Origin of the sequence: Pseudidiomarina atlantica (assembly GCF_000753735.1) — a bacterium.
Lineage (GTDB): Bacteria > Pseudomonadota > Gammaproteobacteria > Enterobacterales > Alteromonadaceae > Pseudidiomarina > Pseudidiomarina atlantica.
Map to the genome: position 1 here is coordinate 249,591 of NZ_JPIN01000001.1, position 19,750 is coordinate 269,340.

Annotated in this window: 21 protein-coding genes and 4 tRNA genes; 7 read left to right on the forward strand and 18 right to left on the reverse strand. The window is 48.8% G+C overall.

All coding sequences use genetic code 11. The annotated features are described in order from the left end of the window. The first annotated feature begins 110 nt into the window (after positions 1-110). On the forward strand, positions 111-1,886 hold the full coding sequence (locus tag IDAT_RS01215) for a M61 family metallopeptidase (protein WP_034729460.1): 1,776 nt from the start codon (positions 111-113) through the stop codon (positions 1,884-1,886). Here IDAT_RS01215 and IDAT_RS01220 read toward each other — a convergent pair. The 3 genes from IDAT_RS01220 to IDAT_RS01230 are packed head-to-tail and all read right to left on the reverse strand — an operon-like array spanning position 1,883 to position 4,281. Further along, positions 1,883-2,704 (reverse strand): M23 family metallopeptidase, encoded by an 822-nt coding sequence (locus tag IDAT_RS01220; protein WP_034729463.1) that lies wholly within the window; start codon positions 2,702-2,704, stop codon positions 1,883-1,885. The genes IDAT_RS01215 and IDAT_RS01220 overlap by 4 nt on opposite strands. After that, a complete protein-coding gene (locus IDAT_RS01225; RefSeq protein ID WP_034729467.1) occupies positions 2,697-3,581 on the reverse strand; it encodes a 6-carboxytetrahydropterin synthase in 885 nt (294 codons plus the stop codon). The genes IDAT_RS01220 and IDAT_RS01225 overlap by 8 nt, the downstream gene beginning before the upstream one ends. 49 nt (positions 3,582-3,630) lie before the next feature. Continuing rightward, positions 3,631-4,281: a LysE family translocator gene (locus IDAT_RS01230; protein WP_034729470.1), complete on the reverse strand. Its 651-nt coding sequence runs from the start codon at positions 4,279-4,281 to the stop codon at positions 3,631-3,633. 71 nt (positions 4,282-4,352) lie between these two features. Here IDAT_RS01230 and IDAT_RS12910 point away from each other — a divergent pair, with 71 nt between their 5' ends. Continuing rightward, entirely contained in the window at positions 4,353-5,249 is an 897-nt protein-coding gene (locus IDAT_RS12910; protein ID WP_051986492.1) for a LysR family transcriptional regulator, read from the forward strand. Positions 5,250-5,258: 9 nt separating this feature from the next. Here IDAT_RS12910 and IDAT_RS01240 read toward each other — a convergent pair whose 3' ends face one another. The 11 genes from IDAT_RS01240 to IDAT_RS01290 form a co-directional block, all read right to left on the reverse strand. After that, positions 5,259-6,458, reverse strand: a complete 1,200-nt coding sequence (locus tag IDAT_RS01240; RefSeq protein WP_034729473.1) for an MFS transporter — start codon at positions 6,456-6,458, stop codon at positions 5,259-5,261. Positions 6,459-6,464: 6 nt separating this feature from the next. Further along, positions 6,465-7,958 carry an FMN-binding glutamate synthase family protein gene (locus IDAT_RS01245; RefSeq protein WP_244441587.1) on the reverse strand — a complete coding sequence of 498 codons (1,494 nt, stop codon included), beginning with the start codon at positions 7,956-7,958 and terminating at the stop codon, positions 6,465-6,467. Positions 7,959-8,038: 80 nt separating this feature from the next. After that, a complete protein-coding gene (locus IDAT_RS01250) occupies positions 8,039-8,632 on the reverse strand; it encodes a CBS domain-containing protein (RefSeq protein ID WP_034729478.1) in 594 nt (197 codons plus the stop codon). A 537-nt stretch (positions 8,633-9,169) separates the two neighbouring features. Next, positions 9,170-9,256 (reverse strand) — tRNA-Leu (locus IDAT_RS01255). Positions 9,257-9,286: 30 nt separating this feature from the next. Then, positions 9,287-9,360 (reverse strand) — tRNA-Cys (locus tag IDAT_RS01260). A gap of 8 nt (positions 9,361-9,368) precedes the next feature. After that, a tRNA-Gly gene (locus tag IDAT_RS01265) sits at positions 9,369-9,444 on the reverse strand. Positions 9,445-9,523: 79 nt separating this feature from the next. Continuing rightward, positions 9,524-10,072 carry a CDP-diacylglycerol--glycerol-3-phosphate 3-phosphatidyltransferase gene (gene pgsA / locus IDAT_RS01270; RefSeq protein ID WP_034729482.1) on the reverse strand — a complete coding sequence of 183 codons (549 nt, stop codon included), beginning with the start codon at positions 10,070-10,072 and terminating at the stop codon, positions 9,524-9,526. Between the two features lie 16 nt (positions 10,073-10,088). After that, entirely contained in the window at positions 10,089-11,960 is a 1,872-nt protein-coding gene (gene uvrC / locus IDAT_RS01275) for an excinuclease ABC subunit UvrC (RefSeq protein WP_034729485.1), read from the reverse strand. Further along, positions 11,935-12,618: a response regulator transcription factor gene (locus tag IDAT_RS01280; protein ID WP_051986493.1), complete on the reverse strand. Its 684-nt coding sequence runs from the start codon at positions 12,616-12,618 to the stop codon at positions 11,935-11,937. The genes uvrC and IDAT_RS01280 overlap by 26 nt, the downstream gene beginning before the upstream one ends. A 204-nt stretch (positions 12,619-12,822) precedes the next feature. Further along, on the reverse strand, positions 12,823-13,614 hold the full coding sequence (locus tag IDAT_RS01285; RefSeq protein ID WP_034729488.1) for a thioesterase family protein: 792 nt from the start codon (positions 13,612-13,614) through the stop codon (positions 12,823-12,825). A gap of 115 nt (positions 13,615-13,729) precedes the next feature. Next, positions 13,730-13,821: transfer RNA gene (locus IDAT_RS01290), tRNA-Ser, on the reverse strand. 194 nt (positions 13,822-14,015) lie between these two features. Here IDAT_RS01290 and IDAT_RS01295 point away from each other — a divergent pair. From IDAT_RS01295 to IDAT_RS01315, 5 genes are read left to right on the forward strand one after another with little or no spacing between them, the layout of a single operon-like run. Further along, complete coding sequence (locus IDAT_RS01295; protein WP_034729490.1) at positions 14,016-14,690, forward strand: Bax inhibitor-1/YccA family protein; 675 nt, start codon at positions 14,016-14,018, stop codon at positions 14,688-14,690. A gap of 3 nt (positions 14,691-14,693) precedes the next feature. After that, complete coding sequence (locus IDAT_RS01300; protein WP_051986494.1) at positions 14,694-15,044, forward strand: DsrE family protein; 351 nt, start codon at positions 14,694-14,696, stop codon at positions 15,042-15,044. After that, complete coding sequence (locus IDAT_RS01305; protein ID WP_034729492.1) at positions 15,044-15,391, forward strand: DsrE family protein; 348 nt, start codon at positions 15,044-15,046, stop codon at positions 15,389-15,391. Before IDAT_RS01300 ends, IDAT_RS01305 begins: the two co-directional genes overlap by 1 nt. Before the next feature lie 2 nt (positions 15,392-15,393). Next, on the forward strand, positions 15,394-15,711 hold the full coding sequence (locus IDAT_RS01310) for a hypothetical protein (RefSeq protein ID WP_034729494.1): 318 nt from the start codon (positions 15,394-15,396) through the stop codon (positions 15,709-15,711). Between the two features lie 12 nt (positions 15,712-15,723). Further along, positions 15,724-16,053: a TusE/DsrC/DsvC family sulfur relay protein gene (locus tag IDAT_RS01315; RefSeq protein ID WP_034729495.1), complete on the forward strand. Its 330-nt coding sequence runs from the start codon at positions 15,724-15,726 to the stop codon at positions 16,051-16,053. On the opposite strand, the gene serS is transcribed toward IDAT_RS01315, so the two are convergent. From serS to lolA, 4 genes are all read right to left on the reverse strand, one after another. Next, positions 16,050-17,348, reverse strand: a complete 1,299-nt coding sequence (serS, locus tag IDAT_RS01320) for a serine--tRNA ligase (RefSeq protein ID WP_034729497.1) — start codon at positions 17,346-17,348, stop codon at positions 16,050-16,052. The genes IDAT_RS01315 and serS overlap by 4 nt on opposite strands. A gap of 12 nt (positions 17,349-17,360) precedes the next feature. Next, positions 17,361-17,735 carry a fluoride efflux transporter CrcB gene (gene crcB, locus IDAT_RS01325; protein WP_156099462.1) on the reverse strand — a complete coding sequence of 125 codons (375 nt, stop codon included), beginning with the start codon at positions 17,733-17,735 and terminating at the stop codon, positions 17,361-17,363. Next, complete coding sequence (locus IDAT_RS01330; protein WP_051986521.1) at positions 17,725-19,005, reverse strand: replication-associated recombination protein A; 1,281 nt, start codon at positions 19,003-19,005, stop codon at positions 17,725-17,727. Before IDAT_RS01330 ends, crcB begins: the two co-directional genes overlap by 11 nt. Positions 19,006-19,068: 63 nt before the next feature. Further along, positions 19,069-19,737 (reverse strand): outer membrane lipoprotein periplasmic chaperone LolA, encoded by a 669-nt coding sequence (gene lolA, locus IDAT_RS01335; RefSeq protein WP_034729502.1) that lies wholly within the window; start codon positions 19,735-19,737, stop codon positions 19,069-19,071. Positions 19,738-19,750: the final 13 nt, after the last annotated feature.

Sequence of the window (19,750 nt, forward strand, 5' to 3'; positions counted from 1 at the left end):
TACCTTTTACCATGATGAATGTGCCGCTCATTTATCGCATTCAGCCCACTGTATAGCTTGTTCAACGCATGCTAAGATGCTGCTCATCGCAGTTCGACTCCGAGGTTCCAGTGTTACATTACGCCGTCACGCCGATCGATCCCAAAGGACATCAATTCGCAGTTCAACTTAGTATTCCCGCTACCGACGCTGACTTTATCGAACTTACGATGCCGGCCTGGATCCCCGGTAGTTACATGATTCGCGACTTTGCCCGCAATGTGCTCGATCTGCGCGCCGAAGCAGATGGTACTGAACTGGCGGTGACCGTAGTTGATAAGCAAACATGGCGTATTCAGAACCATGGGCAAGCCGTTACTGTTACTTATCTTGTTTATGCATTTGATCTAAGCGTGCGCAGCGCCTACCTTGATCAGCTTTGGGGCTTTTTCAACAACAGTAGCCTTTGTTTAAGTGTTAAAGGCTTTGAACAAGAACCGCACGCACTCGCGCTTAACCTGTTGGATGAAACACTGAACTGGCGTATTGCAACTGGCATGCCACGCATCAAGGGTGAGCGATACAGCAGTGGTGAGTTTCAAGCTGACTCCTACGAAGCATTGATCGATTATCCGGTTTTGTTGGGTGATTTAGCGATCCATGAGTTTATCGCTGGTGGCGTTAAACATGCCTTTGTCACTGCCGGTCGGCAGTATGCGGATTTCGCTCGAATTTGTGGTGATCTAGCGAAAATTTGTGAGCAGCAAATTGCCCAATTCGATAAACAAGTGCCCTTCGACGAGTATTTGTTCTTAACCATGGTGGTTGGCAAAGGCTTTGGCGGACTAGAACATCGTAATTCGACCGCTCTACTTTGTAGTCGTCGCGACTTGGTGAGCCCCAACACACGCGCGGCTATTGATACGGATTATCGCACCTTTTTAAGTTTATGTAGTCACGAGTATTTTCATAGTTGGAACGTGAAGACGCTGAAGCCTAAAGAGTTCTTACCGTACAACTTACAGGCCGAACAATATACACGACAGCTTTGGTTTTACGAAGGTGTGACCTCTTATTTCGATGATTTTGTATTACACCAAGCAGGCTTAATCGACGCCAATACCTATCTCGGTCTATTAGGTGATACTCTAGCGCGTGTGCGACGCGGCGTTGGCCTAGACCGACATAGCGTCGGCGATTCCAGTATGCAGGCCTGGAATCGCTTTTATAAACAAGATGAAAACGCGCCGAATGCGGTGGTGAGTTACTACGCCAAGGGCGCTTTAATCGCTTTGTGTATTGATTTACTACTGCGCAAAGAAAGCAAAGGTAAGGTTTCTCTCGGTCAGTGTTTGAGTGAGTTCTGGCGTGAGTTTGGCGCAACGCTCAAAGGTACTTCGGAAAATGACTTTGCTGACTTTGTCCAACAACGCTACCAAATTCATTTACACGCGTTTATCGAGCGTGCTGTGAACCAGCGTGAAAGCTTACCGACATTACAGCTGTTGCAAGAGTTTGGTGTGAGTTGCGAGCAAAGTCCCGCGCAAGATGACAATACCGTAGGTGGACGTGCGGCAGCACAACCGCTGCCGGTTGCTTTGGGGGCGAAATTTAAAGGCACCGCGTATGGTTTGGAGTTGCAGAATCTCTATGCCGATGAAGCGGCAATGCTTGCTGGTTTGAGTGCACAAGACCGCTTGATAGCCATCGATTTCTTACAAGTAACCGATGCCAATATGCGGGAAATTTTTGAACGTTATCAGCCAGGTGATACGGTGACGGTGCACGCTTTTCGGCGTGATGAGCTGCTGCAACTGAAACTTACTTGGCAGGCACCCAAGCACAACAACTACGTGCTGAAAGTCACTGACGCTACGCTCGCAAACCAATGGTTACGGTTGGCTTAAAAGTGCTCTAACACCAGCGCTGGATCCAAACGGACGTCACGCCAGTTGACGCGCCAATCAAGGTGCGGCCCAGTCGCGCGTCCGGTTGCACCAATGGCACCAATGACTTGGCCTTGTTCGAGAGTGTCACCAACTTCGACATCTACCCGACTTAGATGAATATAAGTCGTAGAAATACCTAAGCCATGGTCGACAATGATGGTCCCACCGGAATAGAACAGATCAGTATCGGCAAAGACAACCTCGCCCGGCCATACGACTTTCACTGGTGTGCCAGTAGGCGCTGCAACATCAAGACCAAAGTGCGGGTTGCGCGGTTCGCCATTAAAAATGCGTTGGCTTCCGTACACACCACTGATGCGCCCTTGTGCAGGTTCGATCACCGGTTGCAGAAAATCGGTACGATGTGACAGCGTCTGCCGCGCCTTCCACACTGCTGCTGCTTCTTTGCGGGCTCTAGCTACTTGTTGCGGATCTGGCGTTACCGTGCGCTGCGGCACGCCTTCAACCCGATCAATCTGGTATTCACGAGGTTGCAGTTCAATTGATTGCTTGACGACCTCACCCGTAGCGAACGTGATTGCCAATTCTTGCGAGCCGCTAGCATCACGATCAAAACCAAACACAACATGACCGTCGGGGTGCACCATTAGCGCTTCACCATTGAGCGATACTTCGGCCGTTGGATCGGTTTTGCCAATCATCAATGCCCCCGCTGTACGCGCGCCTTTCAGTTCAATTGGCTCGACTGTACTCGCCGTGACTGTAGCTGTGCTTGGCAACACCAGTAGTGCCACCGTAAAAAGAGTCTTAAGCATAAGCAATTGCTCCTTTGCCGACACCTTCAAACGCTCTAACTTGCACAGTGTTAGCCGCCGGACGCTGCACTCGAATAGCATCTGCCAAATGCGTCGCTATGCATTCCACCGTTGAGTCAGTCGCAATTAAATCGTTTTCCGGTAGTGGCACAATGAGTTCAAACAAACCTTGGTCGGCAGTATAGCTATAACCAATATGCGTCGTTTCACTTAAGTCGGCAGCAGCAGCAGAGCGTTGTAAATTGGCCAAAGCTGCGACATCCTCTTGCGAGCCTAAATAAATGTCACGCCAACGTTCGGCCCAAAGCTGTTCCAGAGCCCGATCGCGTTGACCATCAATAAAGATCTGCAGTCGTGAGCGATGGCCGTGAGCAATGCGTTGGCAGTTACCATCATGTTTCTTCAAACCATGAGTGTAATGATAATAGGCGTCGTCAATCTGTTCGCTACGCAGCAGCACTTCAAGACCTTCAATATTGCCTGGCAGTTCGCGTTTAATAACCGCGCGCAGATAAGCATTAATCGAGCTCATATCAACCCGATCAGCGTCAATAAAAGCATAGGCATCAGCTGGACAGAATAAGTGAATGGAACGCTGCTGAGGGCGTAAAAAATCGACCCAATAGCTATTCTCGTCGTCGGCGTGGGTCACCCTGGTAAACGGATGCTCCGCAGGTACCGCGAGTTTATGATCGACGGCATCGTCGATAATCCGTTTGATCTGCTTTTTCACACGACCAAAATCAAGCACCATTGACTGCTCGTTCAAGCTTCCGTCAAGAATGATATCAACGATCCAACTCTCCCCCACAATACCTCGCTCTGGGCATAAATAAGAGAAATCAATTACGGTTAGATCATTTACAAATAACTGCATAATACGTTCAGACACCTATCACTTAATTAAGGCTAGTATAATACCAGTTTCAACTGCCAAGCAGAACTTGTATTACCTGCCACCAGTCGAGCAATAACTTACCGCAAAGGAACAGTAGAAGCGCGCCCATGACTCTATCAATCCAATGCCCGTAGCGCCAAATCCGCTCGTAAAAAGCCGGAATCGTGAATGCACTTGCTAAAAAGGCAAACCAAGCTGCGGTGGCAACAGCCATATAGAGCCCGTAACCGGCTTTTATCCAAGTGGGTGTTGTAGGTTGAATAATAGTGACGAATAAGGTCATGAAAAACAACGTAGCTTTGACGTTCAAGCCGTTGGTAATGAAACCCACCCGAAAGGCTTTGCCACGACTGAACTGTCCTGCCGCATGAGCTGATTCAGGACGCTGACCATTGGGTTTCGCTTGAATCGCCTGCCAACCGATCCAGCCGAGATATAGCGCGCCTAACAGGAGTAAGGATGCATACACCCATTGATAACGGTGGATGATCAAAGTCACGCCCAACAGTGAATAGGCAACGTGCACTAAAATACCCACACCAATACCGAGTGCGACCCAACGTCCAACTCTACGGCCATAGGCCAGACTATAGCGAGCCGTCACCGCAAAATCGGGCCCCGGCGAGGCAACGGCGAGAAAATGCAGAATCGCTATTTCGACAAATTCTTGTAAATACATTGATTAAAGGCTCATCATTAGTTTTAATTTATGCAATATGTATTAACAAAACCGCAGGGTTCCGAGGCTCTATGTTGAAAGACTATTCACTGAATGCGCTACGGGTGTTCGCGCTCGCCGCTAACGCTACTTCATTTAAACACGCGGCGCAGCACCTTGGACTTTCGCAGTCTGCGGTGACGCGTCATATTCAAACATTGGAGGACCAACTCGGTACCTCTTTATTTCATCGCGACAACCGTGTTTATGCCTTAACGCCTGCCGGCCGTGTGTTAGCACGTCAATTGTTGCCATTATTTCAGCAAATGCAGCATGCCGTCCAGCAAACTCAGTTGTGTGGCGACGAAGAACTTACGACCCTGCGCATTATGGTGCCCGATAGCCTGCTACGGTTTTGGTTAGCCCAACGCCTCGCTGACTTCAATGCGCTGTACCCGCATATACGCTTGCACGTACTAACCTTTGCCGATGTTTATGGGGCAAGTGTGGATGCGCACGCGCAACAGGACTTACAACAAGGCACAGTTGATGTGCTAGTAAGCGCCGGTAAAGTGAAAGATCGCACCCTGAAACAACAGCGTCTATACATGCCGCAATTTGTACCCGTAGCGCACCCGCAAAGCTACGATGCCGCAATTTTAACTTGGTTCGTCGCCACCGACAGCTCACTGTGGAAGCGCGCGCAAGGAAAATTGTCGCACGACAGTAAACAGGCCGCAGCGCAGAATGTCAGTAGCAGCAATTTAGCCATTGACCTAGTCAACGCTTTACCTGGCTTTGCCCTCGCCGATCGACTGTGGCTCGAACACCCACAACTGCAACAACTCCAACGGAGTGCGGATGTGACCATCGATGCCGACACTGCCGTGTACGTGAGTTACAAACAAAGCACTCATCATCCAGTGTCAGTAGTGGCATTTAGTAAATGGCTCGCGAGCCGTATTGAGCATGCACAGCCAAAGAGCTAGAGCGTCGTTCTAACTTGGCAAACGCCGTGCGTTCAACCAAGCTAACACCAACAAACCAGCAAAGCTAAGCAGCATCCATTGTGGTGTGATTTGCCAGTCGATCATCAAACCCATTAAAAATGGCGATAGTCCAGTTGAAAAAACCATTAGTGCATGAACCAAGGCACGCACTGTGCCTAGCTGCTTGGTGCCATAAATTTCGGCCCACAGTGAACCTGAAATCGCCGAATTAATACCTGCACTGATACCGGCCAGCGCTAGATAAGCCCACCAACTCCATAAACCGAATCCAAAGCTCAATAACACCACCCCCATCGCGAGCGGGATAATGTTTAAACCGATCAATTTGCGCGAACCTATGGTATCAATCCAGTCACCGGCAAATACACTCATAGTGACCCGCGTAAGCGAAAATGCAGCGATTGCAGTCGCTGTACCGGCTGGCGACCAAACAAACTGCTCGGCTAGCCAGAATTGATTAAGGATTACGGCTGTAAAGACAAAAGGTAAGCCAAGTAAAGCGGGCAATACCTGCCAAAACTTTGCATCACGTAGCAGGTCACGTTGGCGCAGTGTTGGCTCTATGACTTTCTCTGAGGTCGGCTCTGTTACTGAGCCCGCAACTGGCTTTGCGCCCTGTAGATAAACCATCAATGGTAGTGCGAGTAGCAAACTCACTGCAACGCCCCACCACACAGCTTGCCAACCAAAAAACGCTAGTAGACTGATGATCAGTAATGGCAGTATGAGCTCCGCCAAGGGAAACCCCATGCCTGCGAAAGCAACTGCTTTACCGCGTTGAGCACTGAAGTATCTACCCATACTAGTCATGGCAATATGCCCCATAAAGCCCTGACCAAACAAGCGCAGGCCAGCGAGTGCGACGCAAAGAACTAAGACATGAATATTCCAAGTGATCAGTGCTGCGGCTAGGGCAAATCCGAAAAACGCAAAAGCGGTAAATTTACCGAGACTCACGGTGTCAATGCGTTTACCTATGCGCATCAATAGAAAACCGCCGGCAAAAGTTGCACCGGCATAGATTGCACCATAACTGCTATAACTAAGCTGGTACGCGTCGATGAGCGTATCGGTAAACAACGCTAAGAAAAAAGTTTGGCCGAAGCTTGAGAAAAAAGTGGCTAAAAATCCAAACATCAAAAAGCGCGGATGTTGCGCCAACATCTTGAAGTACTGCTGGATAATCATGGTGTTTTATTGCCTAGGTGCTTGTGGCGGATAACGCTCTGCTAAACTGACGCTATCGCCGGTGTGGGTCACTACCCGTGCATGGCGACGATTCAACTGGCGAGGATCTGAAACACCGCACGAGTGCGCGATGATATTAACGCCATATTCGAGATATTTATGATAATTCGCCACGCGTACCGATTTATCTTCAGGATCGAGCCCACGCTGCAAATTTTTATCATGGGTGGTAATTCCGGTCGGACAGGTATTTTTGTTGCACTGCATCGCTTGGATACAACCAAGTGAAAACATAAAGCCACGCGCCGAGACAATAAAGTCGGCACCAATCGCGAGCGCCCAAGCAACGTCTGCTGGCGAAATCTGTTTACCTGAGGCTATCACGCGAATGCGGTCTTTTAAGCCACTGGCGATTAACTTATCGACCAGAATTGGCAAGCTCTCTTGCAGCTTCAAACCGACGTAATCCATCAACGGTTGTGGCGCCGAACCGGTGCCGCCATCAGCACTATCGAGAGTAATAAAATCGGGCGCGTATTCAATACCTCGCCGTTTAATACAATCGATAAGCTCATCAATCCAACCAGGGTCGCCCATGACGAATTTGATTCCGGCAGGTTTACCGGTGATTTCACGCATTTTGGCGAGAAAATCTAATAAGTCATCATCCGTTTTGATTTCTGGGTGCCGATTTGGACTAATCGAGTCTTCACCCTCTGGGATGCCACGGATTTCAGCAATTTCTTTATTAACCTTTAAACCTGGCAAGATGCCGCCTTTACCCGGCTTTGCACCTTGGCTGAGCTTTAATTCAAACATCTTAATCAATTGATGTTCGCCTAGCTCTTTAAGCCGCAGCTCATTTAGCGAACCGTCTTTATTGCGTACGCCATATTTTGCCGTACCGATTTGAAACACGATATCGCATTCACCTTCAAGATGATAAGGGCTTAATCCCCCTTCTCCGGTATTCAACCAACATCCCGCTAGTTTTGCGCCTTTCGATAATGCGCGAATAGCGACCGGCGACAATGCGCCATAACTCATCCCCGAGATATGGAAGAATGAAGTTGGTGCGTAAGGCGTGCGACAGTAGGGACCGATTTCAACGGGTTCAGGTTGGGTTTTTTCTTCGCTTTGCGGCGGATATGGCGCATTAGCGAAAATGATAGTCCCGTTTTTGGTTAAATCACGGGTGGAGCCAAACGCCAAATTCCGATCAGCATTTTTTGCTGCACGATACACCCAACTGCGTTGGGCGCGATTAAACGGCATTTCTTCGCGGTCCATCGCGAAGAAATATTGCCGAAAGAACTCTCCGAGATTTTCAAACACATAACGAAACCGCCCAATAACTGGAAAATTACGCCGTATGGTGTGCTTGGTTTGGGTTTTGTCCACAATGTACATCACCACAATACTGAGCAAACCTAAGATCAGTACTAGTACAAATAAACCCAAAAGCCACTGCGCAATGACAAGGAGTGTATCGGCGTTCATCCATGAGTTATTGGTCATCTCGTCTACTCCGTTGCTTCTACATGCTACTAATCTAGCTTGTTACGCTATTAGCAACAAGCTTAAACCTCGGTAATTTCGGGATGCTTCAGCGCACTAAACACCTCAGCGAAAGTAGTCGCTTTAGGATACAGGCGAACCGACTCTCCAGTGAGTTGCAGCACCTTTAAGGAGCTAACAAATCCCGACAAGCCCTGAACATTCTCGACTAAGACAAAGTCTTTACCAACCGCTTGCATGGTCGCCGCAATGTCACCGATTTTTGCTTTACGAAAATTGGCTTCATTCACTACGGGTAGCTGCGTCAAAGGCTGCATCAAATGCCGTACCTCTAGTTGCGCCCATGGTAACTGCAAGGCACTACAGAGCGCACCGCTATGTCGACTGTGAAGCTCGCGTGTCAATAATAAACCAGTAAAGCTCTTTTGCGCATCAATGACACAGGCGTACCGAAGATTATGCTTTAGCAACAGTTCCTCAGCTTCGGGCAAGCGCATCGATTCGGTCAGCAAGATGTTTTGCGCAGCCAGTGACTCGAACACCGCAGGCGCAGCAGCATGCCAACTCAACTTGGTGTCAGTAGATGCGCTCGCTGATTGCAACAAACGCGTAGATATTTCGGCTGGATGCCATGAAAGTACGTGGAAAGAAGCCATGTTCTTTCTCCTTTTCAATTAAGTGATTAGATAATGTGATCTGGACTTAACTGAAAGGTAATGGCGGTGCGCGTACGTGGTGTGCCGCTTTTACTATTCTGGAGTAGTTATTTTGAAAAAGGCCTTGGACCTTAACCGAAATTGGTTTTACGACGGGTGATCGTGCAACTGCAATCGTATCGCTATCTGTATCACTATTACCGCTGTGCGCAGAGGCTACGGCTGGGAATTCTAAGGTTGTAGAGGTGTAACCGTCATCCAGCGTTACTTTTGTCACTGCGCGTTCAGCGCCGACAAGAACAACGACTAAAGATGCAATGAGCAGACGGATTAACACAGCACGATCTCGATTATGTTTTGCTACACAAGAATAAGATTAATATGAGGCTAGATTCTAGTTTAGACAAGTTCACTCAACAGATTTATTTTACGGTTGAGCCTTTCTATACCAAAAAGTGACGCGACTATACCACAACTATACCAGTTGCATTTTCGCTTCGATTTGAGGATGTTTTGAACGTAACTTATTGATTTAAATGGTGCCCGGGGCCGGACTTGAACCGGCACGCTGTTGCCAGCGAGGGATTTTAAATCCCTTGTGTCTACCAATTTCACCACCCGGGCACATCTTAAGATGCAATACCTGAGGTTCGATGGAGGCGGGTCCCGGAGTCGAACCGAGATCCACGGATTTGCAATCCGCTGCATAGCCATTCTGCCAACCCGCCATCGAGTTTGGAGCGGGAAACGAGATTCGAACTCGCGACCCCAACCTTGGCAAGGTTGTGCTCTACCAGCTGAGCTATTCCCGCGTCCAGTGCCGAGGCATTCTACTGTCTATTTCGTCAAGGTCAACGATTTTTTGCCGTTCACTGGTTTGTTTGCTTATTTTTAATCCACTTGACTTAAATCTGACCATGCCGCGCGCAAATATTCCCACATTGACCAAAGTGTTAGCACAAATGCGATGTACAACAGCAGCGTCGCTAAAACAACCACAAAAGTATTGGCCTCCCAAATCAAACCACCAATAGCCACCATTTGCGCTGTGGTTTTGACCTTACCAAGATTCGAGACTTTGACACTTTCTTGTTTGCCGATTTGTGCCATCCATTCGCGCAATGCAGAAACCACCAGTTCACGGCTCACAATTGCCAGTGCCGGCACACTAATCCACCACACCGCATAGGTTTCGACTACCACGATCAAGGATGCAGCAACCATCACTTTGTCGGCAACCGGATCAAGAAAGGCCCCGAATTTCGTAAACTGATTAAAGCGACGTGCAATGTACCCATCTAAGCCATCGGTAATTGCGGCAAGCGCAAACACAAAAGCGGCCCAAAATTTTGCATCACTGCCAGGCAGGTAATAAATCCCCAAAAACACCGGAATCAGCAGGATCCGGAAGCTAGTGAGCAGGTTTGGAATATTCCACATACGACTTGTGAGTCCTCTATTCGTCACGAAATGCGTGATAGATGGTTTCAGCCAACTCGCGACTGACACCGGGTACCGCAGAAAGTTGCTCAATACTAGCCTGTTTTACCTGTTGTAATCCACCGAGATTTTGCAGAAGTTTTTGCCGACGCTTGGTCCCAATCCCCGGAATGTCCTCTAATCTCGAGGTGCGACGTACCTTTGCCCGCCGCTGGCGATGGCCAGTAATCGCAAAGCGGTGCGACTCATCACGAATATGTTGTACCAAATGCAAAGCCGGTGCATCGGCAGCCAGTGGAATGGTTTCGTGACTGCCGGCAAGTATCAGTGTTTCAAGCCCTGGTTTGCGTGACTCTCCTTTGGCGACGCCTATCAACAAAGGTGCAGGACGCCCTGCTGCATCCTGCCAACTGGCAAAGTAATTCTCAGCCTGTGAAAGTTGCCCTTTGCCGCCGTCAATGAACAAAATGTCCGGTACCGGTGCGAGCTCCCTATCGGCTTGTTGTAGCGGGTCAAAGCGCCGCTTTAACGCTTGTGCCATAGCAGCATAATCATCGCCCGGTGTAATGCCCTTAATATTGTAACGGCGGTAATCGCTCTTTTTGGGACCCTGTTGATCGAACACCACACAGGAGGCCACGGTTTCTTGTCCCATGGTATGGCTAATATCGAAACATTCCATGCGCGTGACTGGACGCCCGAAATCGAGAACATCCTCGAGTGCTTTAACTCGCATATGCATGGTGCTGGCTTGATTGGCTTTGCTATCGAGTGCGTTGAGGGCATTTTTTTGTGCCAGCACTTGGTATTGGCGGCGTTCGCCACGCACGTTGTGTGTCATTCGAATTTTTTGCGCAAGCGCCTGTTCCAGCGTCTGTAATTCTTGTTCTGGATCAAGCACCTGTGCTGCATTTTGCTCGGGAAGAATAATCTCCCGTGGCAGTTGTCGCTCAACTTGATCATTCAAGTAAAACTGTAACAAAAATGCCAGCAGTACTTCGCTGTCTTCAGTGTTGCTTGGAACTTTCGGGAAATAACTGCGGCTGCCCTGCACTGCACCACCGCGCACAAACAACAGATGAACTGCAGCAATGCCTCCTTGGCGGGCATAACCAATCACATCAAGTTCTTGTTGATTACCAGTGACCGCATTACGCTCTTGAACTTGCCGTAAAGCGGCGATTTGGTCGCGGTAACGCGCTGCGCGTTCAAATTCTAACTGATTTGAGGCGATCTCCATTTTATCGACCAATTGATCAATGACTTCTTGGTTTTTTCCCTGCAGGAAGCTTTTTGCCAGTTCTACCTGCTCAGTGTACTCCTCGTCACTGCAGTAGCCTTTAACGCAAGGCGCTAAGCAACGATTGAGCTGGTACTGCAAGCAAGGTCGGCTGCGCGCCCGGTAATAGGTATCTTCGCACTGACGCACAGGAAATAGCTTCTGCAGTAACCGCAAACTGTTACGCACAGCCACTCCATTAGGGAAGGGACCAAAATAACGACCTTTTTCACGACGTGTACCACGATGAAACGCTAGCCGCGGGTGCTCATGCTCACTGAGTAAAATATACGGGTAGGATTTATCATCACGTAACAACACGTTGTAACGCGGCCGATATTTCTTAATAAAGTTATTTTCGAGGATCAATGCTTCCGCTTCGGTATTGGTAACCGTCACTTCAATATTGGTAATTTGTTTAACGAGTGTTTGTGTTTTTGGATGGTCAAGATTGCTGCGGAAATAACTGCTGACACGTTTTCGTAGATCTTTGGCTTTACCCACATAAATGATATCACCTGACGCATCATACATACGGTAAACACCTGGCTGATGCGTCAGGTTACGTAAGAACTGCTTGGGATTAAACTGCTCCCTCTTCGTCGTCATTACTGTTTTTTACACCTTCTGTTGCAATTTCAATCAGACCTGTTTGTAACGCTAGGTGAGCAAGTTCAACATCACCCGAAAGCCCGAGTTTAGCAAAGATTCGATAGCGAAAGGTATTGACCGTTTTGGTACTGATATTCAGTATCGCGGCAATATCAACCACCTTCTTACCTCGAGCAACGAGTTGACTCACTTGCACTTCACGTTTACTCAGTCGACTCAATAAGTCTGCTTGTCGCTGCCGCGCTGGGTTTTGTGCGAAATACTGGGCAATACTGGCAGCGACAAACATACGCCCCTTTCCCACTGTTTCGCAAGCCTCAATAAACTCACTGCGTCGCGCACCGGAGAGCAAGTAGCCATCCACCTTATCGACATTACATTGAAAATCTAAAACATCTTGAAAACGCTGTGCCCAAAGTAACAATTGAACATCGCGGTAGCGGTGACGTAAACGTCGCCATACCTCAATCGTGTTTTCACCACAGAGGTCACTTCCTAGTATAACCGTCGCGAACGGATGCTTACTCACTGCATCTCTCAGTTGCTGTTGGCTTACTATGGTCGCAACAACTTTTAATTGCGACTCCTCCTTTAGTAAGGCGGTCATTCCTTGACTAACCATTTCTGAAGAAATAGCAACAATGAACTCGGTCATTTTTGTCTTCCATCTTTATATAATTTCCGAACCATTTCGGCGTTCACATCGAAACTATTTCGATGCCATCACAGTAATGCCTAATTTCGTTTCAAAAATCAACAATAAATGTAACAAAAATATTAATTAACTCAATATCTTACAAAAACAAAATCATCTGACTGAGTTGATGTTTCAAATGACTTAAATTAGGTTCAAAATAGGTTAAGCAAACACCGTAACAGTCTGTCGACTGATCGCAACCAGCTGACCTTTTTGATCCCAAATGTGCGCATGTGTATGTCCGTAACCATCGGCGGCGTAATCGATAGTCGCCACATAGTGCCACCACTCATTGGTTAATTGCTGCGGTAAATGGCTTGGAAACTCGATCGTCCACGTAAGTGAACTGGCCGGCGCCAACTCAGTTAAATGGGGCAACACGGCTGGTGGCCAAGCGTCGACTAAACCAAGAAATGTGCCAATATCGATCGGTTGGCTTAAATCACGGAAGCGCATGAAGCCACCAAATTCTCGACTCTTGTTACCGCTAAACGGCAAGCCTCCAACCGTTACGCTGTAATCGAATGCCCGCGCAAATTCCGGTAAAAACTTCGTCGGCGGAAACGGCTGACCACTATCAGGAGCAACACTTGCAGGCTCTGGGGTGTCAGTAACACGTACTTTTGAATCGCGCGCACTGCCATAAGTAAGCAGTGCTGCAAGGACAACTTCGTTCGCTTGTTGAATCTCGACCGCTATTTGTGTCACGTTTTTGCCCTGCCTCAGGACGCGTCGTTGCAACTGTGCTTCACCAGCGAGTACTGGTGCAACAAACGAAACGGTCATCGCCCGCAGTTGTTGATTAGCTGCAGCCCCTGCCTGGCCATGACGCCATGCAATCGCCGCGGTCAAGCCGCCAAACAGCGCGCGGCCTTGCCCCCAACCTTCGGGTAATTGCACTGTTTGTGTTGCTTCTGGCGTAATACGTTGCAGGATCTGATCGAATGCTTCCATGGAGACCTCATTGTTTAATCTTATTCAGCAAAGTGAACGTAGTATAAACAGGTAGGACCAGATCATAAAGGCATAAAAAAAGCCCGCTAGGGTTGCTAGCGGGCTTCTCGGAATGTGGCGGAGAGAGAGGGATTCGAACCCCCGGTGGGTGTGAACCCACGCCTGATTTCAAGTCAGGTGCATTCAACCGGACTCTGCCATCTCTCCGCTGTCTGGGCTCTGTGCCTCAAGACGAAGCGAATGATAAAGAGCCTGAATCGGCTTGTAAAGTAAAAATTTGAATCTTTCGGTGCGTTTGCTGTCATTTTATACAAATGGAAACAAAAATAGCTTGAAAGGATTGCGTGTGCCCCCCATTTCTGGGGTAAACTGAGGCTGATTATTATCAATCGGAGAAACCAATGAACAATCAAGTTCACGTCTCGACCACCCAGCGCGGTGAGTCGGTATTACAGACCAACAAAGTCTTGCGTAACACCTACATGTTACTTGGACTAACCCTTGCTTTTAGTGCGTTCACTGCGTTCTTGGCGGCAAGTATGGGGTTACCACATCCTGGCCTGATCATTACGCTCGTGGGCTTTTACGGCTTATTGTTCTTAGTTCATAAAACTGCGAACAGCGCCATGGGCCTCGTGTCAGTGTTCGCGTTGACCGGTTTTATGGGTTACACCTTAGGTCCTATTCTTGGCATGATCAGTGCTATTGGCCCACAAGGTACCGAGATTATCATGACCGCACTCGGTGGCACGGCATTAATCTTCTTCGCACTGTCAGCTTATGTGTTGACCACTAAAAAAGACATGTCATTCATGGGTGGCATGATGATGGCCGGTTTCTTTGTGCTCATCGCCCTGTTCGTTGCGAACTTGTTCCTTAACATGCCGGCGCTAGGTCTCGCTCTGTCAGGCTTGTTTATCTTGTTCTCTGCAGGTGCGATTCTGATGCAGACCAGTGCCATTATTCATGGTGGTGAGCGTAACTATGTATTAGCCACAGTTACCCTGTACGTTTCCATCTACAACATCTTTGTCAGCTTGCTGAACTTACTTATGGCCTTTGGTGGCGACGAGTAAGTTGTGACTGATTTGGTGTTATCGGTGCACGTTGCACCGGACCATCCACGCAGCCTGTTAGCATTGAACTTTGCGCAGGCTGCGCTTATTTCTGGGCAGCGTATTCGACAAATATTTTTCTACCAAGAGGGTATTCTGCACGCACAGCTCGATACTGAATCCCAGTTACATCCAAGTGCGGAAGCATGGCTCCGCTTTGCGCAGCAGCACAGTCTCCCCCTCGTTGTTTGCAGTACAGTCGTTGAACAAGACTTCGATTTAACCGCAGCGCAGTTACACCCTGGTTACTCATTAGGTGGACTAACTGAATTCAGTAGTGCAGTCGCGCAGTGTGAACGCTTGGTGCAATTCTAATGCAGATTTACCTGATTCAAACTTATGCTCCACAAGTCGCCGATAGTTTTCATGGGCAAGATATGCTGCTCGCCCTTGCGACCTTAGAACTGAATCCACAATTAATTTTTCAAGGCGATGCGCTACTGCAAATTCGCGCTGGCAATGATCAAGAACGCCACGGTAAATCATTGCAAAAGCGCTATGGTCTGCTGGCTTTATTTGATGCGCCAGAGCCTTGGGTGTTCGCCGAAGATCTCGTAGCAATGGAGCTAACCGTCGACGATTTGGTTATTGATGTGGTCGTTAAGAGTGCGGATGAAGTCAATGAATTACTCGCTAAAAGCAGCAAAGTGTTGAGGTTTTAACGATGCTCTCAAACGCTCCCAATGCTCTCGTTTGCTTGCGACGTTGGCCGTTGCCGGCGCAACAGCAAAAACTTCTGACGAGCTGGTTAGCGCAGCCCAATACCGTCCTGTTGCTGACTGAGCAAGCACTTGCACAATGGCTCGCGATGCCAGCACTGTTCGATCAGGTGTCGGTACCCGTCTATGCTTTGCAAGCTGAAATAAGCGACCTTACTGATAACAACCCTGATCAAGCGGTACCTGCATTCGTGTTACAACTCAGCGATTCCGCTTGGCTAGATTTGACGTTACAATCACAGCCTGTTCTCAATCTGGGTTAAGCGTTTTTCATTATGTTCGATTTCAATGGTAAGCAATATGCGACTGACAAGCATGAGTACTTGGCAGATTTCGCTGAGTGGACACCTGAACTTGCTGAATATATTGCTGGGCTAGAAAATATTGAAATGACACCCGCCCATTGGGAGGTCGTTAACTTTGTCCGTGATTTTTACCAAGAGTTTGATACCAGCCCCGCGATGCGCGTGCTGGTAAAAGCGATAGGACAACGGTTAGGGCCGGAAAAAGCAAATAGCCGATATCTCTATCGGCTATTCCCCAAAGGTCCGGCAAAACAAGCGACCCGCATTGCTGGCCTGCCAAAGCCAGCAAAGTGCATTTAACTCGCTTTAATTTCGCTTCTACCACCCATATACGGCTGCAATACAGTTGGAATCTTCAGTGAGCCATCCGCTTGTTGATAATTCTCTAGAATCGCCACCAAGGTGCGGCCAACTGCCAATCCAGAACCATTCAGGGTGTGCATAAGCTCTGGCTTTTTCGCCCCCTTGCGACGGAAGCGTGCTTGCATGCGCCGTGCTTGGAAATCACCCATATTCGAACATGAACTGATTTCACGATAGGTATTTTGCGTTGGCAGCCAAACTTCTAAATCGTAGGTTTTGCATGAGCCAAAGCCCATATCACCGGTGCACAACAAAACTTTGCGATAGGGCAATTCTAATAACTGTAATACACGCTCCGCATGTCCAGTCAGCTGTTCAAGTACCGCCATCGAATCTTCTGGCTTCACGAGCCAAACTAATTCAACCTTATCGAACTGGTGTTGGCGGATCAGGCCACGTGTATCACGACCATGCGACCCAGCCTCACTGCGGAAGCATGGGGTATGAGCCGCATATTGCAACGGCAACTGCTCTTCATCGGCAATTTCGTCGCGCCATAAGTTAGTTAATGGTACTTCTGCCGTGGGAATCAACGACAATGGGACTTGTTTCTCAGTAGCGCCTTGCACGTGGAACAGATCTTCGCCAAATTTCGGTAATTGACCAGTACCAAAGAGTGTGTCGTGGTTGACCAAATACGGCACATATGCCTCAGTGTAGCCGTGTTCATTTACATGGAGGTTGAGCATAAATTGCGCCAACGCACGATGTAACTGGGCCACAGCTCCCTGCAACACGACAAACCGCGCACCTGCAAGTTTAGCTCCGCGTTCGAAATCCATGCCCTGGGCTAAACCAGCAGCAACATCAACATGATCTTTGGTTTCGAACGCAAATTCGTGTGGTTGCCCCCAGCGACTGATCTCTTGGTTGTCATTTTCGTCAGCGCCCAATGGTACTTCGCTTGCTGGTAAATTCGGCACACCTTCAATGATGCTTTGTAATTCATTCTGCACATCGTGCAAATCAGCTTTTGCTTGCTCTAGTTGCGCACCTAAATCATCAACTGCGGCCAATAAGGGTTTGATATCTTCACCCTGAGCTTTCGCTTTACCAATGGCTTTCGATCGTGAATTACGCTCAGCTTGTAGGCTTTCCGTTTGCACTTGCAACGCTTTGCGGCGCTCCTCTAGTGCTTCCAGCTTGGCGACATCTAATTTAAAGCCGCGAGTTTGCAGCAACCGTGCCGCAGTGTCCGCGAGTTCACTCCGAAATAACTTGGCGTCTAACATGCTAATTCCACATCAAAAATAAGTTTTAAACCACAATGCCAATAGCACCGCAGCGAGACAGACGAAAAAGTTTAAACTGGCAAATAACAATGCCTTGGTGAATTCGCCACTTTGCAATAGTAATACCACTTCTAACGAGAAAGTTGAGAAGGTGGTGAAAGCACCAAGCACCCCCACACCGAAGAACAACCACCCCGCTTCATTGACTGAGCCTTGTTGTTGACCGATAAAGAGTAATGCCAGTAAAAATGAGCCCACTATGTTAACGATAAGTGTGCCGAAAGGGAATGATTTGCCCCAAATTCCAATACTCGCCAAAGCCACGCCGTAGCGTCCTAAAGCTCCTAATGCACCACCTAAGGCAACCCAGACTAAATTAGTTATCATCGTCTCGCTGCCACTCGCTGTCATTGTTCTGTTGTGCCAGCCAGCGTTGCTTTTCTGCGAGTTGGCGTTCAAGCCCGCGTTCGCTTGCTTGATACAAGCTGTGCTTAGCAATCGCACTCGGCAAATAACGTTCACCAGCGACAAAGGCATTGGGGTGATCATGGGCATAGCGATAATCTTCACCAAAGCCTTCTTGCTTATGGATTTTTGTCGGCGCATTGCGCAAGTGGTGCGGTACGGCCAAATCAGGAAATTCAGCAGCCAAACGCTGCGCCGCCTTGAAGGCGGTGTACACCGCGTTGCTTTTCGGTGCTAACGCACAGTACACCAACGCTTGCGCGATAGCGCGTTCACCCTCTGCCGGCCCGACCCGATGAAAGGTGTCCCAGGCGTTTAACGCCAACTGTAACGCGCGCGGATCGGCATTGCCAATATCCTCTGAGGCAATAGCGAGCAAGCGGCGCGCAACAATCAAAGGGTCGCCACCGCCCTGTAAAATCCGTGCATACCAATACAGAGCGCCATCCACCGACGAGCCACGCACTGACTTATGCAGTGCAGAGAGGAGATCAAAATAAACATCGCCTTGCTTGTCAAAGCCCGCTTGTTTGCCACCAATCGCATCCACCACGGTGGCGCGTTCAATCAATTGCCCAGCGGCAACGCTATCACTGGTGATTTCTAAATAATTAAGTGCCCTGCGCGCATCTCCTGCAGCGGCATACACTAGGTAGTCAAGGGCATCTTCAGCAAGCTGGAGTTGCCGCTCGCCAAGTCCACGCTCGGTATCCGCAAGCGCACTTAAAACAAGCCCCCGAATGACGCCGTCGTCGAGCGAGCGCAGGCGATAAACCCGCGCCCGCGATAATAATGCACCGTTGAGTTCAAACGCCGGGTTTTCGGTAGTAGCACCAATAAAAATAATAGTGCCATCTTCAATGTGCGGTAAAAATGCATCTTGTTGGCTTTTATTAAAGCGATGCACTTCGTCCACGAATAACAAGGTTCGACGTCCCTGCTGTTGGTTCAGCTCGGCTTGGCTGATGGCGGCACGAATCTCTTTTACGCCTGAGGTTACTGCGCTAACGCGTTCTAACTCAGCAGCGCCCGACTGCGCAATAATTTCCGCAAGGGTCGTTTTGCCGGTGCCGGGTGGTCCCCACAGGATCATCGAGTGCAGTTGACCGGCAGCTATGGCTTCATACAAAGGTTTTCCAGCTGCCAGCAGATGCTCCTGACCGACATATTCATCAAGCTTCCGCGGCCGCATACGAGCGGCAAGCGGGCGAAAGTCAGCAGCGAAATCGAAACTTTGATTCACCGCTAGCTCCCCTTAATTATGTTCTGCACGCTGGTCGTCGACCACCGCAGTTGCTGGGATTTCAAAGCTGAACAAACTGTAAGGCACAGCTTGATCCACTTGTACGTTTGCTAACTCGATGTGGGTTATCTGACCTTGACCATCGTCCAATAGCAGACTATCAAGCACGATCTCGTCTCGTGTATCAGTCGCAACAAAATTGATTTGCAGCGCTTGTTGGTCAGCGTTTGCTGCGCTAGGCTCCAGCTGATAGCTAAGTTCGGTTTTGCTAACCGTGTAATCAGCCCAAGCGCTGGCTTGCGCATCAAGCAGTAATAAGAATGGACTTTGCGCTGAGGCTGCAGTTTGATCACTCAAGGTGACTTGATCGACAAATGGGTCGTAGTAATACACAGTGCGGCCATCAGCCACCAGCACGAGTTCATCTGGTGCATCACTTTGCCAGAAAAACTGGTTGGGCGTTGCCATCGCTAAATGTCCTTTCAGCTCTTGTACCAGTTCACCGTAGGCATCCACAACTTGTTGGGTAAAGTCGGCTTGCAAGGTGCTCAGCTCATCAAAAATTTGGCGCAACTCGGTTTTCGCTGCAGAGGCATTGCTATCTTGTTCGTTTGCTTGTAGCGGTGCCACGGCTAATAACGCTAAACTGGCACTCACCGAAAATGCGGTTGTGAGTTTCATAATTATCCCTTAG

Excerpts from the sequence above, each read along its gene's own strand:
- pgsA (WP_034729482.1), bottom strand. The coding sequence starts at position 10,072 with ATGTGGAATATTCCAAACCTGCTCACTAGCTTCCGGATCCTGCTGATT.
- IDAT_RS01330 (WP_051986521.1), bottom strand. The coding sequence starts at position 19,005 with ATGCGGCCGCGGAAGCTTGATGAATATGTCGGTCAGGAGCATCTGCTG.
- IDAT_RS01280 (WP_051986493.1), bottom strand. The coding sequence starts at position 12,618 with ATGACCGAGTTCATTGTTGCTATTTCTTCAGAAATGGTTAGTCAAGGA.
- crcB (WP_156099462.1), bottom strand. The coding sequence starts at position 17,735 with ATGATAACTAATTTAGTCTGGGTTGCCTTAGGTGGTGCATTAGGAGCT.
- IDAT_RS12910 (WP_051986492.1), top strand. The coding sequence starts at position 4,353 with ATGTTGAAAGACTATTCACTGAATGCGCTACGGGTGTTCGCGCTCGCC.
- IDAT_RS01310 (WP_034729494.1), top strand. The coding sequence starts at position 15,394 with ATGCTCTCAAACGCTCCCAATGCTCTCGTTTGCTTGCGACGTTGGCCG.
- uvrC (WP_034729485.1), bottom strand. The coding sequence starts at position 11,960 with ATGACGACGAAGAGGGAGCAGTTTAATCCCAAGCAGTTCTTACGTAAC.
- IDAT_RS01230 (WP_034729470.1), bottom strand. The coding sequence starts at position 4,281 with ATGTATTTACAAGAATTTGTCGAAATAGCGATTCTGCATTTTCTCGCC.
- serS (WP_034729497.1), bottom strand. The coding sequence starts at position 17,348 with ATGTTAGACGCCAAGTTATTTCGGAGTGAACTCGCGGACACTGCGGCA.
- IDAT_RS01315 (WP_034729495.1), top strand. The coding sequence starts at position 15,724 with ATGTTCGATTTCAATGGTAAGCAATATGCGACTGACAAGCATGAGTAC.
- IDAT_RS01295 (WP_034729490.1), top strand. The coding sequence starts at position 14,016 with ATGAACAATCAAGTTCACGTCTCGACCACCCAGCGCGGTGAGTCGGTA.
- lolA (WP_034729502.1), bottom strand. The coding sequence starts at position 19,737 with ATGAAACTCACAACCGCATTTTCGGTGAGTGCCAGTTTAGCGTTATTA.
- IDAT_RS01305 (WP_034729492.1), top strand. The coding sequence starts at position 15,044 with ATGCAGATTTACCTGATTCAAACTTATGCTCCACAAGTCGCCGATAGT.
- IDAT_RS01240 (WP_034729473.1), bottom strand. The coding sequence starts at position 6,458 with ATGATTATCCAGCAGTACTTCAAGATGTTGGCGCAACATCCGCGCTTT.
- IDAT_RS01250 (WP_034729478.1), bottom strand. The coding sequence starts at position 8,632 with ATGGCTTCTTTCCACGTACTTTCATGGCATCCAGCCGAAATATCTACG.
- IDAT_RS01225 (WP_034729467.1), bottom strand. The coding sequence starts at position 3,581 with ATGCAGTTATTTGTAAATGATCTAACCGTAATTGATTTCTCTTATTTA.
- IDAT_RS01245 (WP_244441587.1), bottom strand. The coding sequence starts at position 7,958 with ATGAACGCCGATACACTCCTTGTCATTGCGCAGTGGCTTTTGGGTTTA.
- IDAT_RS01285 (WP_034729488.1), bottom strand. The coding sequence starts at position 13,614 with ATGGAAGCATTCGATCAGATCCTGCAACGTATTACGCCAGAAGCAACA.
- IDAT_RS01220 (WP_034729463.1), bottom strand. The coding sequence starts at position 2,704 with ATGCTTAAGACTCTTTTTACGGTGGCACTACTGGTGTTGCCAAGCACA.